12 protein-coding genes are annotated in these 13,615 nt (G+C 67.8%); 4 read left to right on the top strand and 8 right to left on the bottom strand.

Features of this window, described 5'->3' with window-relative positions:
- Positions 1 to 194: 194 nt before the first annotated feature.
- The 7 genes from DTB53_RS00530 to DTB53_RS00560 form a co-directional block, all read right to left on the bottom strand.
- A complete protein-coding gene (locus DTB53_RS00530) occupies positions 195 to 1,175 on the bottom strand; it encodes a thiopeptide-type bacteriocin biosynthesis protein (RefSeq protein ID WP_042496772.1) in 981 nt (326 codons plus the stop codon).
- The gene (locus DTB53_RS00535; RefSeq protein ID WP_012380185.1) at positions 1,157 to 2,389 is read right to left on the bottom strand and encodes a lanthionine synthetase C family protein; all 1,233 of its coding nucleotides are present in this window, start codon (positions 2,387 to 2,389) and stop codon (positions 1,157 to 1,159) included. The genes DTB53_RS00530 and DTB53_RS00535 overlap by 19 nt, the downstream gene beginning before the upstream one ends.
- Positions 2,386 to 5,451, bottom strand: coding sequence for a lantibiotic dehydratase (locus DTB53_RS00540; RefSeq protein WP_012380186.1), 3,066 nt, complete (start codon positions 5,449 to 5,451; stop codon positions 2,386 to 2,388). The genes DTB53_RS00535 and DTB53_RS00540 overlap by 4 nt, the downstream gene beginning before the upstream one ends.
- A gap of 86 nt (positions 5,452 to 5,537) precedes the next feature.
- Positions 5,538 to 5,729, bottom strand: coding sequence for an FxLD family lanthipeptide (locus DTB53_RS00545; RefSeq protein WP_012380187.1), 192 nt, complete (start codon positions 5,727 to 5,729; stop codon positions 5,538 to 5,540).
- A gap of 55 nt (positions 5,730 to 5,784) precedes the next feature.
- Positions 5,785 to 7,020, bottom strand: a complete 1,236-nt coding sequence (fxlM, locus tag DTB53_RS00550) for a methyltransferase, FxLD system (protein WP_012380188.1) — start codon at positions 7,018 to 7,020, stop codon at positions 5,785 to 5,787.
- 217 nt (positions 7,021 to 7,237) lie between these two features.
- Positions 7,238 to 7,657, bottom strand: a complete 420-nt coding sequence (locus tag DTB53_RS00555) for a DUF6415 family natural product biosynthesis protein (protein ID WP_012380189.1) — start codon at positions 7,655 to 7,657, stop codon at positions 7,238 to 7,240.
- Positions 7,654 to 8,079 (bottom strand): ATP-binding protein, encoded by a 426-nt coding sequence (locus DTB53_RS00560; protein ID WP_012380190.1) that lies wholly within the window; start codon positions 8,077 to 8,079, stop codon positions 7,654 to 7,656. Before DTB53_RS00560 ends, DTB53_RS00555 begins: the two co-directional genes overlap by 4 nt.
- A gap of 237 nt (positions 8,080 to 8,316) precedes the next feature.
- On the opposite strand from DTB53_RS00560, the gene DTB53_RS00565 reads away from it, so the two are divergent.
- The 4 genes from DTB53_RS00565 to DTB53_RS00580 all read left to right on the top strand — a co-directional run bounded on the left by DTB53_RS00565 (position 8,317) and on the right by DTB53_RS00580 (position 12,856).
- Positions 8,317 to 9,570 carry a helix-turn-helix domain-containing protein gene (locus tag DTB53_RS00565; RefSeq protein WP_012380191.1) on the top strand — a complete coding sequence of 418 codons (1,254 nt, stop codon included), beginning with the start codon at positions 8,317 to 8,319 and terminating at the stop codon, positions 9,568 to 9,570.
- Positions 9,567 to 10,094 carry a GNAT family N-acetyltransferase gene (locus DTB53_RS00570; RefSeq protein ID WP_012380192.1) on the top strand — a complete coding sequence of 176 codons (528 nt, stop codon included), beginning with the start codon at positions 9,567 to 9,569 and terminating at the stop codon, positions 10,092 to 10,094. The genes DTB53_RS00565 and DTB53_RS00570 overlap by 4 nt, the downstream gene beginning before the upstream one ends.
- A gap of 119 nt (positions 10,095 to 10,213) precedes the next feature.
- Complete coding sequence (locus tag DTB53_RS00575; protein ID WP_012380193.1) at positions 10,214 to 11,371, top strand: hypothetical protein; 1,158 nt, start codon at positions 10,214 to 10,216, stop codon at positions 11,369 to 11,371.
- 453 nt (positions 11,372 to 11,824) lie between these two features.
- Positions 11,825 to 12,856 carry a site-specific integrase gene (locus tag DTB53_RS00580; protein WP_012380195.1) on the top strand — a complete coding sequence of 344 codons (1,032 nt, stop codon included), beginning with the start codon at positions 11,825 to 11,827 and terminating at the stop codon, positions 12,854 to 12,856.
- Here the strand turns inward: DTB53_RS00580 and DTB53_RS00585 are convergent.
- Positions 12,792 to 13,580 (bottom strand): HNH endonuclease, encoded by a 789-nt coding sequence (locus DTB53_RS00585; RefSeq protein ID WP_042496778.1) that lies wholly within the window; start codon positions 13,578 to 13,580, stop codon positions 12,792 to 12,794. The two genes, DTB53_RS00580 and DTB53_RS00585, sit on opposite strands and share 65 nt — an antisense overlap.
- Positions 13,581 to 13,615 lie beyond the last annotated feature (35 nt).

Below are 13,615 nucleotides of genomic sequence, written 5' to 3' on the forward strand. Positions count from 1 at the left end.
GTCAATTTCCGGGACTTCATGAAAGGGTTCTTTCCGGTCGTGGCGCGTGATGAATTGCATGCGCGGACGATCCATTGCGGTTTCGTTCTCTCGGGTTTTGTGGTGCGATAGGTGCGGCTTCTGCGAGGGCCCGTTTTTATCCATGGATATGCGATGTTTTCCTGGCGTCCCGCACCTCGGCTCTCCTTAGGGTTCTAGCCGTCCAGGATTGCCGCCCTGGCTGCCCAGGCCAGGATGCTCTGCCCGCGCACGGATAGTCCGAGCCGGTTCCAGTGGAAGATCACGTGGTAGCTGATCACCTGTCGCAGCCCGCGGTTGAGTGTTCCAGCTTGGACGCCGTCGGCGAGGGTCCGGCCGGCGCTGTGGAATGCTGCGACCCACTCGGCGACGGGTTCCAGCGGGCCCCCGGGGCGCAGCAGGGCGTCACTGTCGGCGAGAAGGAGGGGGCGGATCTCGCGGGCTCGGGCGTTGAGCCGTTCCGGCGGAACGTCACTGACGGCCGAGCGGTGCTCCGTCATGATGACGCGGTCCCAGACATCGCCCTGCTCATACCACTCCAACCGTGCGGCACGCATCATGATGGTGCACAGCAGGACGGACAACTCCCTCGGTCCGATGGCGAGATCGTCGCGCAGGCGCAACTGCTGGATTTCTCGGCTGTCGGTGACGAACAGGGCGTGCGCGGCCGTCATGCTGGTTTTTCCGCCGAACGCCGGCGTCTCCGGCTCGTAGATGCCGGGCCACCAGCGCTGAAGGTGTCCGTCGGCTACGAGGCGGTCGAAGCCTTCCTCGATGGTCAGCTTGGCGCCGCTCACGGGCTGGATCCGGAGACGCAGCCGCCAGCAGGGGTGCTTTCTGGTGTACCACCAGCCGTCGATCGCGTCGGAGGCTTCCGCCTCGCGCAGGATGGGCAGGACATGCGCGGCGAAGGTGCTGTCGGCGTTCGACCAGTCCGTGAAGTGAAGGTACGTCTGCCACCAGTCGGTGGTGGCCGCGTGGCGGACCAGGGCTTCCCGGCCGGCTTGGTCGTAGACCGCGACTGCGTCGGAGAGGACCACGAGGTCCATCCGGTACTGGCGCGCTGCGTCGCGGAGCGGCAGGCCGGTCAGGACGGCGAGGACGGCGTGCTGCGTCGGGCTCGGCTCATTTGCCTGAGTCAGTTGATCAAGAGACATGTGTCCCATCCAGTGCTCGGTGCCTGCTTCGAGGCGAACGTGGTGAGGGCGAGTGCGGTGCCGGCCGCGCCGTTGATCAGGCCGGGAGTCGAGGAGGTGCCGGGCTGGCCGTAGGCGGTGAGGGCGTGACCGAGACGGGCCGGGAGGATGCGCAGCCGTACGTCGAGCGCGTCTGCGGCTGCGCGGTGAGCGGTCTGGTAGATGCCCGCCCATCCATGGCAGAGACCGCTGTCGGTGACCAGGGCGAGTTGCGCGGGATCGGACAATGTCCGGTACAGAGCGTCCTCGTAGAACTTCTGGAGCGTGGGTGAGCGCAGGGCGATCCCCGCGAGCTGCCCTGCCCGTGCGATGCCTGTTGTGCCGTAGCACCAGCTCGGACGGGCGGGGGCGTCGTGATGAGGCTGACCGCGGTCGAGGTCGCGCCGGGAGATGTGCTCTGGCCACCACGGGCCGGAATCGCCGTGCTGACACCAGGCGTCGAGGTGGGCGCAGATGGTGAACATGGCGTCCTGGTGGCCATCGACGGTGACGCCTCGGCGCATGGCCTGGGCTAGGAGGAGGAGCGGGCCTGTGATGCCGTGGGCCGCGCCGAAGTTGCCGTGCCCGCCCGGGAAGTGGGGCGACTCGCCGCGCGCTGGGTCATGGCGGACCCACCAGCCGGGCAGCCCGCGCCCGTCAGCGGCGAGCGGCCGGGTAAGGGCGACGAGGTACTGCAAGATCCTCTCCAGGGCTGGGCCCTCGGGCTCGGTGCGCAGGAGGTAGGCGCCGATCCCGGTGAGGCCGTAGAAGAGGTCGTACTCCGCGAAGGTCGGCAGGTCTCCCCTGCCGATGCGGGCGAGCGCGGCGTCCACGCGGCGGTGGGCGAGATCGGTGATGTGCTGGTGCAGGGTCGTGCGCGCCGAGGCGTACAGATGCCGGTAGGCCGGAGGAACGGCGGTGAGGACGAAGCCGACGGCCGGGACGCCGAGGAACAGGCCCGTCTGGTCGGCCGCGCTGATGGGTCCGGAGGCTGCACTCGTGATCCACCGGTGCGCGGAACGCCAGGAGCCGCCGTACCCGCTGGCGATCTCGATGTGCAGCAGGCTGATTCCGGCAGCGCCGTCGGCGAGCGACTGCACCGCCCAGGGCTCCTCCGGGGGCGGGGGAGGAGGCTCAGCCAGATCAGCTGTGTACTGCTCCAAGATTGTTGCGGCGGTGGTTGCCAGCGTGGTCATCGGTCCGCCATCCGGTGCTGGAGGGCGGCTGTTCGCACGAGTCGGATCGTCGTCTCCTCGGTGCGCGGATCGACGCCAAGAGCTCGGACGTGGTGCTGGTGCAGCAGCGAGCGGGCGACGTCGAGCGGATGACGTTCACTGACCAATGCGGTCCGGTAGAAGTCCACTGCGGCGGCGCGGGCTCGCCACGCTTCGGCGACCTGCCTGCCCCCGGGGAGGGACGCGAGCGCAGAGGCACCGTTCGGCCCGGTGAGTTCGAGCACCTGGCCGCGCAGGGCCCGGTCCAACCGGCCGGTGCCCTGGGGGAGGTTGCCCACCAGCCACTCTTCGGCCGCCGCAGCGTTCGGTGCCAGGGGAGTGACGAGGTGCAGGGCGCTGGCGGCGGCGAGGGCCTGTGGGGCGAAGGCATCGGTGCGCTCGGCGAGTTGGATCTGCGCAAGGGCGGCGGCGGAGTCCGCGGCGAACACCTGGTGCGCGGCGTTCATGGCCGGCCCGTGGCCGAAGCGTCCGGTCTGCGGCTGGTACGGGGCCAGGGCGAGTCCGGACGCGAGCCCCATCGTGTGCAGGCTGTCGGCCCACGCGCGGACGTGCCGTGCGCCGACTTCGCACGAGTCCGGCGGCAGGAGCAGGGTGAGGCCGAGGTGCTGGTCGGCGTCCGGCCGGGCCATCTCCCGGTGCCGGGTGAACCACCAAGTCGGCGGGTCCTCCCCGAACGCGGCGAGCAGGCGGGGCAGGTGGTGACTCAGGATCTCGTCGTAGCGGCGCGGGTGGGCGTGGAGCTGTGCGTGAAGAACGTTGCCGCCGCCCGGCAGGTGCCGCTCGGTGCCCGGCGACGTAGTGGAGCTCAGCCGGGGCACGTACGGGGTGTCCGGCTCGGAACGGCCCAGCGAGAGCCAGATCTCGTGTGCCCGTCCGATCCAGCCGTGGGCGTCTGCGTCCGGTACCTCGCGCAGCTCCACGCGCCGGGCGTTGTCGAGGTGGGCGCGCAGGACCCGGAGGTGGACCGGGTGGGACAGGTCGAGCGGGAGGCGCTGGTCGTACTCGATGACGGCGACCTGCCTCGGGACCCGCAGCCGGTTCCGCCAGGCAGTGAAGGCGTCCTCCCACTCCTGCCTCGGGGCTTTCCGGGCGGGCAGGTCATGCGCCATCAGTAGCCATCGGGCCTGCGTGAGGATGGCGCGGCGGTAGCGGACCCGGGGGAGGTACGGGAGCCGAGAACCGGCGCCGAAGTCGAACGGCTTGTATGCGGCGTACCGTCCGTTGGCCACCTCTGCCAGGAACCGGGCCAGCGGCGGGGTCTGGGTTCCGCCTTCCAAGGCGTGCAGGACCCGCACGTCGATGGGCCGGCCGGTGGAGAGCTGCACGAGATGGAAACTGCGAGGGTCAGCGGTGACGGCGATGTCGGCGAGCCGGATCGTCGTCTCGTCGCGCTCCAGGTGGCCGGACAGCTCAATGATGTGCGGCAGCAGTCGCGATGTGCGGGTGACGTTCTCGTTGCGGTGCCGACGCGGTGGGAACACGAGCTGCGCCGCGAGGCGGTCCGGTGCCCCGCGATAGCTGGTGGCGAGGGCGTTTTGGTGCGCAGGCGGCAGGACGTGGGCGAACCGGCCCGCCATGCTGCTGCCGGGGCGGGGCACCGCCGTGAGCAGGAGGTCGAACGTGCCGCTGGACAGCGCCCGGGTGCTGGGGGCGTGGATCTCGAAGGCGGCCTCCACTCGGGGCACGAACAGCCGCTCGTCCGTTCCGGCGGCCTTCTCCAGGGCGTGGACCATGTCGTCTGTCAGCCGCAGTTCGTCGCGGCCGTCGAGGAGGACTTGCTGCATCAGCGAGAGCAGCAGCTCGTCGCGGTCGGTGCGCACTTTCAGGGAGGCTCCGCGTTCGGAGCCGACGTATCCGGCGGGCAGCCCGAGGCCGTTGTCGGCGACTAAGTCCATCACCGGCACCAGGGCGCCGACGCCATACCGGGCCCGGAACCGGCGGTGGTAGTCGCGCCAGTGCTGATAGCCGTAGGGCTGTGGGGTGGTGCGGTAGAGGGCTGACACGGCTGCCTGCGCTTCCGCGATCACGGTTTGCGGGAGCTGGGTCTCGCAGTCGAGGGCGGTGTCAATGAGCAACGGTGTCGGGGTGACGGCGGTGAGGGCGCGCATCCGCGTGGCGAGGGCGCTCACGCTGATGTCGGAGAGTGTCGGCTGGTGGGCGGATACCTCGTCGCGTAGTGCGTACAGCTCGTGGACCAGGTCCCGCACGTCAGGGATGTTGTCTGCGTCGTGCTGTTCCAGTTCGTGGCACAGGTGCTGGAGGGGGTCCACGGTGGTCATGGGTGCCCACAGGCTGGTGATGAGGAACTGCTGCTCGACCAGGCTGGTGAGAAGCGCGTCGATCTGCTCCGGTGTGGCCTGGGGGAAGCTGTCGCGCAGGTGGCCGTACAAGGCGCCGTAAGGGATGGGCGAGCGGGCGGCGTCCATGACGGCGGCCACCGGCCGGGCGTTGCGGACGGATATCTCGACCGGGGCCAGCAGGACGGCGTGCCCGTCGGAGGGTGGGCCCGGCGCCACGAGCCGATCGCCCCGCGTGCGGGCGGCGTTGTTGGCGACGAGCGGGAGCCGCGCCAGTAACGCGGGGATGCGCTGGAGCCGGAGGACCATATCGGTGACCCATTCGGAGTCCGGCCGGATCAGCACGCGGTGCTTGTCGCGCCACCGCGCGCTTGCCCTGGGCCCGACCGTCACCGGAGCGGTGCCAGCGAACAGGCCCAGCGGGGTCGGCCGGTGTTGCCACCGCAAGAGGTAGGAGACCGTCGATACCGCGGTGCGGCGGACGTGACGGGGCTCGGACTGCCGGCCTTGGACGACTGCTTCGATGGCGTCGGACAGGACGGGGGTGGCCAGCTCCAGCGCGTTGCGGAAGCCATCGCATTCCCAGACGCGGTTCAGCCACTCGCGAGTGACGGCCACGTTGTCCAGGTCGAGGGTACGGGGGATGTCTGCTGGCCCAGTGCTGGTGGTGGCGCGCAGCATGGCGGCGCCCTGCCATCGGTAGTCGGCGACTGCTCGGGTAACCATGGGGCCCTCCGTCTGGCGGGGCGGGTGAGGAGCCGGTGGGCCGAGCGGAGCGATTCGCTCGGCCCACCGGCAGGGAACGGCCTGGATCAGGCCGGGTCCTCCGTGAAGGAGCCGCAGGCGGAGGCGCCGGTCGCGCAGGTGGTGCCGCAGCCGTCGCCCGTGGAGCACATGAGCTTGCCGTACGCGTGCTCGGCGATGACGACCTTCACGTCCAGGGGTGCGAAGTCGTCGTCCAGGCCCGCCAGCGGGGCGGGAGGGGCCAGAGTGGCGCTCGTCATGTTCGTGCCTTTCTTCTTGGTGTCCGGATGGTGTGGAACAACCTGGCTTCCGGCGTTACGCCGAGGGCCAGGAGAGCGAGACCCGGCTGTGCACCTTGTCGATGACCCGGTCGGCCGGGATTTGGTCATCAGAGGTGTTGGCCGGATAGACCCGGATGACCGGACTGGGGCCCCCGCGCCGGCTGGCCTCCCAGTCGCGAAGCACGTCGGCGACCTGGTCGGCGAACTGCTCCGCGTTCGGGCCGAGGGCGTGCACGCCGTACTCGATGTGCTTGTTGTCCTCGGTGCGGCGGGTGACGAGGTAGGCGAAGGTGTCGTCCTCGACGGCGGCGAGGGCGAACCGCCTGTTCACGGGGGCGACCAGGCCCGTGTCCAGGTCCTCGTCGACGGCCATCGTGCAGAAGCCGGGCAGGCTGATGGCCATGGCCATCTGGAGGGTGTCGATGAGTTCCGAGAGGCCGATGACGACGCCTGTCCACAGCTCGTGGCGCGGGTACGTGACCACGTTGTCCAGACGGTGTGGGTCGGCCGGTAGTCCGTCGTCGAACTTCAGCCCGATCTCCGGTGTGCCGTTGACGAGAAGAAGTTCTTCCCGGTGGGCCGTCGAGCCCTGCATCGGGACGAAGCCGCAGATGAGCGCCGACACGCTCTCCAGGTAGGGACCGTGTTCGCCCGGGATCTGGGTGAAGGCGACCGACCGGGTCAGGCCACGCATCCGCAGCGGCACCACAAGCCGACCGCCCTGCTTGAGCTGCGCGGTCCACGCCGGAGCGATGTCCCAGGCTCCGGCGGTCACCATGACGACGTCGACCTCGCCGAGCTCCGGAATGGGCTCGGCGGCGTCGGCGGTAAGGACGCGTACCCGGTCGTAGCCGTGCTCGTTCAGGAGCCGGTGCGCCCGCTCGGTGACTACGGGATCGATGTCCACGGTGACGACCTCGCCGTGCTCGCCTACGAGCTCGGCGAGGTAGGCGGCGTTCAGCCCGCCCGAACCGATCTCCAACACGCGCATGCCGGGCTTCACCTGGGCCTGCTCCAGCATCATCGCCTGGATCTGCGGGGCGGAGACGGAGCTGAGCTGCACACCGTGCTCGTCCGTCTTGGTGATCACTGCCGCGTACGTGTCGTACGCCTTGTCCAGCGGGGTGTCGGGAATGAACGCGTGCCGAGGCACCTTGCGCATGACGGCTTCGATCTCCGAGGAGGAGATGTCGCCGCCTGCGCGCAGCTCGTCCACCACCTTGTTCCGGAGACGGGTCGCTTCGTCGGGCTCGACGGTCGTGTTCGTCATGGACTTCCTTCAGTCGTGCGTATGGGGGAGCAGGCCGGCGGTCGCGTGCCGGATGGGTCGGGTAACCCATGGGAGAGCGCGCTCGGTTCTCGTCGGCTGACCGACAGGGCCGCGCTGGACGGCGAGCTGGGAGGTCCACGCCTGCGGAGGGCTGCCCGGCGGGCCGGTTCGTTTCGACCAGCCCGCTGGGTGGCTCGCGTGTGGCAAGGGGCGTGCGTCACTCGATCTCCTTGACGTAGCGAGCCTCGATCAACACTTCGATCAGGTCAGCGGTCACGAAGGCGAGACGGCGGGCGAGTCCGACGGCCTGCCGATAGCCAGCCGGAGTGGGCTCCTCCAGCAGAGGAACTCCTCGCTCGACAAGGCGGGTCATCTCGGCACTGGGCGGGAAGCTGTCGTCAGCCACCGTGATGTCGCTGAGCTGCTTCAGGTGTCTGCGGAGGCGGCCGAGCAGGGCGACAGCCGATGCAACAGGTGGCGGCTGACTGCCGATCGCCGCGTCGAGGTCGTCGAAGACCTCCTCGATGTCGAGGGGTTCCCACGCCCGGAACCGCTCCAGCACGAGCCGTAAACCGTCCGCGTCGAGCGGTGGCGTCCACTCCTGGGCTGGAGGTTTCGGAGCCACTGCGGTGCTCACCGCTCTCTCCCCACCGGAGTCTCGACCACAGCCCAGGTGTCCTTGCCCCACGAGTGCATGTCGTAGCCCCACTGCGAACTCATCGCCGCGACCAGACTCAGACCCCGGCCGCTCTCAGCGTTCAGGTCGGCCGTTTTCAGATGAGGAGCGTCGTGCGAGCGGTCGGAGACTCCGATGCGGATGGCACCGTTGCTCGGTCGCTCGATGTGGATTCGCGACACCGGGGTCTCGGTGTGCTCGACGGCGTTGGCCAGCAGTTCAGTGACGATGATCTTTCCCCAGCCGGTCACGTCGTCGTCCATGCCCCAGACCGCCAGTACCTGGGAGATGAAAGCGCGGGCGAGGCCCACGGAGTCACGTACGCAGGGCACCTCTGCGGCGTAACCCGGGGAGCCGACCGCATTCGGTTGAGCGACGGTCATGGTCACGAGGTCTTTCCCTCCGGCTGGGGTTCCCGGTGCGGACAAGCAAGGCAGGACCGGGCTTTCCTCCGTGCCGCCGCACCGAACTCGGCTTGGCGACCGATGACCAGTCAACGAGCGACGAGCGCAGCGCAACAGGAAGAGTCCCGGATCCGTAAACGCCACCAACCGGAAGACTTTGCGTTTCCATTACCCGAGCTCTAGGTGTCAGCGTGACGGTGGAGCTACGTTCGGTGCATGGGAGGAAATCTCGTTCTTCAGGACCGACTTGATCAACTCGGTCTGACGCAGGAGGAGTTGGCGGCACGCCTGAACGCAGCGCTACAGGAGATCACCGGTCGGCCTGGCGATATCTCCTCCCGGACGGTGCGCAACCTGCTCAACGGATCAAGCCGACGCCCAATCGGACGCACTTGCGCCGCACTTGAGCGTGTGTTCGGCTGCCCCGTGGCGGACTTAGGGTTCAGCGCACCCAGCTCAATGCAACATCCCCCGGAGGGCCCCGTGCGGCGTCGCGACTTCATCGCTTCCACCACCGGGACGGCAGCCGCAGTCGTTCCCGTGGTCAAGCAACGTCGGTCGGTGGGCATGTCGGACGTGGCCCGAGCATCGGCCGGCATGAACCAGCTCGTGGAGGCCGACGACCGTCAAGGCGGGCACGCCTCCCTGGCGACCGCAGCCCTCGAAGCTCGCGCAAAAGTGCTGGAGCTTCAGCACCGGAACGCCAGTGAACGTGTACGCCGTGCCCTGTACGCGCTCGCGGCCGAGTTCACCACCGTCGCCGCCTGGTCGTGCATCGACCTACGTGACCTGGACAAGGCCCGGACGTACCTGCACGAGTCGTCCACGTTCGCCGGCCTCTCCCAGGACCCGCCCACGGCCATGCGCGTATGGGTCAACATGGCCATGCTCGCCTACCAGCGGAAGAACTGGCCAGAACAGCTCGCGGCAGCTCAGGCGGCCAACGCCTCCCCAGCCGCCCGCAGAGACCCGTTCTTCGGCTCCATGGGCCGCGTCCGTCTCGCGCTCGCCCACTCGTCGCTGGGAGACCTGCGAGCCGCTCGCCGGTCCCTGGGCGCAGCGCAGGAGAACTACCGGAAGGCGGCCGAGGACGAGCGTCCTCGGTGGACCGCGTTCTACGGGCCGGCGGAACTCAACCACCTCGCGGCGATCATCCTCAACCACAACGGGGAGCCCGCCGAAGCCGAGGCGATGGCTCACCGGTCCCTGGCCAAGATCCCGGCGGAGTTCCAGCGCAACCGCGCGCTGGCCACCTGCCAGCTCGCCCTGGCGCAACTCCGCCAGGGCGAGCCCGAGCAGGCTACGGCGACCGCGGCCACCGTCTTCACGATCATGGAGGGCGCTCCACTGCCGGGGCGCATGCGCACCCTGATCGGAGACTTCCACCGAGACCTGTTCCGGCTGGCGCCGTCCACGACGTACGCCCGCGACTGGGCAGACCGCATGCGAGATGAATGGAGCCGAACGTGACCAGGGTGATCGACCTGCGGCACTACGGACAGGAAAGCCTCCCCGAGGGCTTCAAGCAGATGCTGATCGACGTGCACGCTGACGCCTACGCCGATGCGATGGACAACGAGTTCAACCAGCGGTTCCCGTGGTTCGTCGATCACTGGTCAGGAATGGGCGGCTTCACCTGCGTCGTCGCCTTCGACGGCGACGAGCCGACCGGCTTCGCGTACGGCGCCCCGCTCCAGCCGGGCCGTGAGTGGTGGCGTTTCACTGCGTTCGCGCCGAACAACGGCTACACCGCGACCTACGCCGTCTCCGAAGTCATGGTGCGCCCGCAGTGGCGGGGGCAGGGGATCTCGGAGCGGCTCCACGAGGCCCTGCTGAAGGAACGCGGTGAAGACCTTGCGGTGCTCCTGGTCGACGTGACGCATCCGAGGGTTCAGGGTCTGTACGAGACGTGGGGCTACGAGAAGGCGGGCGAGCAGCAGCCCTTCGCCGACTCCCCGGTTTACGCGGTCATGGTGAAGCGGTTGCACCCGTGAGCAGTTCCGCTCCAGAGTCGCCCACGTACGACGTCGTTTTTTAACAGTTCGTGATCGCTGCGGGCAGGGGCGAGCATTGTCGGTGAGTTCGGATTGGCCGATGGAGAGGCGACCGTGTAGTGGCCGTATACGTAAGCCGGAACCGGACGGATGCATCGCCAAAGCGAGCTGCGGAGCCGGACAGTGAGTTCTTCGAGAGAATTGCCGGGCCTTTTTGGGATCAGGTAAGGGATGTGATCAATGAGTGGTGGTCGCATCTTCCGGCCCAGTCTCGCCCCGGCATGCGTAGTAGGCTGCTGGACCGTAACTCTGGCACGAACGTCTTCTCGGCGTTGTGGGAGCTCTACCTGCACGAAATGCTGATCGGCTCTGGCTGCAAGGTGGCGATCGAGCATAGTGTCGGAACTACAGGTAAGAACCCCGACTTCCTTGTTATTCGAGAGGGTGAACGATTCGTCGTCGAGGCGATTTGGTCGGCCCAGCGCCTGGCTGACATGGGTGAACAAATCCCACCCCCGTTGATCGACGCCATCGATAATGTGCCCAGTCCCAACTTCTTCCTGTCGTACTCCGTTCACGCGATGGGTGCGGCAGCGCCTTCGCAGAAGCGGTTGAAGAACGGCTTGGCGCAGTGGCTCAGCAGCCTGGACCCCGACCAAGTCATCGCAGACTGCGAGCGTAAAGTGCCACTACCAAGGCATACCTGGCAGGAAGCCGACTGGAGCCTGTCATTCGAGGCGATACCCCGAAGTCCTGGAAAGCGAGACGACCCGGCAGCCAGGGCAATTGGGGTTTACCCCTCGATTAGCTGGCTCGATGTCGGGTCGGATCGGGTGCTCGACGCGGTCAAGAAGAAGGGGGGCAGGTATGGTGACTTGGGGATGCCATTCATCGTGGCGGTGGGCCACGCGGCTTTCTTTCCTGAGAACCGAGATGTCGAGACAGCGCTATACGGGGCCTCGGTCGAGTATGTCCACACCGGCACTCCGGTCGTCGGTCGTCTATCCAACGGCTATTGGAACTCCACCTATGATCACGCCCACGGAAAAGTCAGCGGCGTTCTCACCGTCGACAACCCAGCACCGTGGACCTGGGCAAAGAACACCCCCGTTCTTTGGCACAGCTCGGATCCCGCCTCGCTTCCGGCCCCCGTCCTGCCCTCCTGGGCTACTGCACAGCTCGCCGACGCCCAGGTCGAAAGGCACATGCCAACCTGCCCCATCCAGGATGTCCTCGGCCTCCCTCAGCTTTGGCCAGTCGGTGATGCCTTTCCCTGACGGCTGCCGGGGCAGCACAGCAACCGGTCTCGCCAGCTCATCCGGCCGCCGGATCCCGAGTCCATCCGGCTGACGAGTAAAGGCGCTCGTGAAGATCCGCCTCACGAGCGCCTTTCGTAGTTCGGGACGGGGAAGTGCACGTCAGTGACCTGGACGCAGGCGTTTCACGTCCGTCGGCTGGAGTTGAACGGCCGGAACGGACGGTGCGCCCGTCTCCGTCATCAGACGGTTGTTGCGAGCACTACGGGTTGCCGCGCTCCGAGCTCGCTGGCTGACTCGCTCGGCGGTGGCCGTCCGCAAGCGCCAGACCAGGACTTCGGCCGGTCGGTCCGCGGTGTCGAGCTCCCGTTGCTCTGACAGGTCGGCCAAGGCCCGGCGCGGCGGATTGCCGGCGGACTCGGCTTGGGCGAGGGCAGTGGACAGCGCGGGCCAAGCCGGGTCGGCGAGGATGCGATGCGCGTGGTCGGGGATTGTGGCTCGGACGGCTGCGGCGAGCCGATCCTGTGCCTGGGGACTCGGGGCACGCGCGGCGAGCTGGGCGAGGGCCGGTGGGGCGGCATGCTGTTGGGCGGCGCACCCTGGACCGTGCGCACGGCTCTGAACGAAGCAGTGCGCCGAGGCCATCTCACCGTCAACCCCGCCTCCGTCGCCAAGGCGCCGCGACTGGAAGAGGAAGAGGTCGAGCCCTACACGGTCGACGAAGTGCACAAGCTTCTGGACCTGGCAAACAAGACTGGGCACCCGGCGCGCTGGGTCGTATCTCTTGCCCTGGGGCTGCGTCAGGGTGAGGTCCTCGGTCTCAAGTGGACGGACGTCGACTTCGAACTGCGGGTCATGACGGTCCACCGCAACCGTCTACGGCCCCGGTACGAGCACGGCTGCGGCAACCACTGCGGGCGCAAGCCCGGCTACTGCCCTCAGAAGGTCAACATTCGCCGTGAGACGAAGGACACCAAGTCCCGCGCCGGACGTCGGCCCATCGGCAACCCCGAGCCCTTGGTGCAGCTTCTGCTTCAGCACCGACGCGCACAGGAGCGAGACCGGCGAGCCCCTCAACCCGAACACCGACCACCACGAGTGGAAGACCTCCTCAAGGCGGCCGGTCTGCGCGCGGGCCGCCTCCACGACGCCCGCCACACGGCTGCGACCGTCCTGCTGATCCTTGGCGTTCCCGACACAGTCGTTGACGCGATCATGGGCTGGGAGCCCGGCAAGTCCGCCCGGATGCGCCGCCGCTACCAGCACCTCACCAACCGGGTACTCACGGACGCCGCCGACAAGATCGGCGGGCTCCTTTGGCCGCTGCCTGAGGAGCCGCCTGCTGCGGACCGGCCCTGGTCTCAGCCGGGCAAGAGGTTGGCCCGAACGCATCTGAGTCAGGCCGGCCTCTTCGAGCTGGCTGTAGACACCCCCCGGCGTCTTACCTTTCGGCGGGCTGATCTTCTCCTTGCTCGGTGGTGTAGGGCCGACCGGCCTGATCCGTGACGACGGCGACTGACGTGGGCAGAACCTCGACGCGGAGCATGGGCCATGCCAGGGGATCGCCACGACCATCAACATAGATCAGGTGACGTACGTAGGCACCCACGAGGAAATCCTGTTCGGCAAGCTCGCGGACGTAACCCTCAAGTGTCTTCTCCGCGTCTCGGTTGTCGCGCACACTGTGAAGCTCCGGGGCGATGTCGAGGTAGTCCCGGAGCAGGTCCAGGAACTCCACGATCAACGACTCTTCGTCGTCAGGGAGATCGTCCGGCAGGGCGTACTCGAACGCCAGACTCGCCTTGATCATGTTCCATAGAGGGTTGCCCCGCGTGATCAGCGCCAACGCCCTGGGCTGAGGGAACGCCGGGTCGGGAACGAGCCTCACGCCGCCTGAGGTGTTGTCGTCCAGTGAGCGCCGGACCCAAGCGGCATGCCGCTCCTTGATCTCCTGGAGTCGCTCAACCGTGAAATGGGTGGGTTGGTCATCTATCTGCTTGTGGTGCCTACTGCACAGCAGCAGCAGATTGGTATGGCTGTCTCTGGAGGCGTCGCCCAGGTCCTCCGCCCTCGGGCCGCCTTTGGAACGAGCCACGATGTGTGCCTCCTCGCCAAAGACCGACGGATCATCACAGTCCGTCCCCGGGGTGATCACCTCCCCACGGCAGATTGCACACCTCCCGCCGGCTTCAGCCCACACGATCTTGCGCGTCTTCTCGGAGACCCCCATGGGTGGCACCTTGTCCAGAAGAGCTCAGGTGGTCG

It is taken from the genome of Streptomyces griseus, from assembly GCF_900460065.1.
Lineage (GTDB): Bacteria > Actinomycetota > Actinomycetes > Streptomycetales > Streptomycetaceae > Streptomyces > Streptomyces griseus.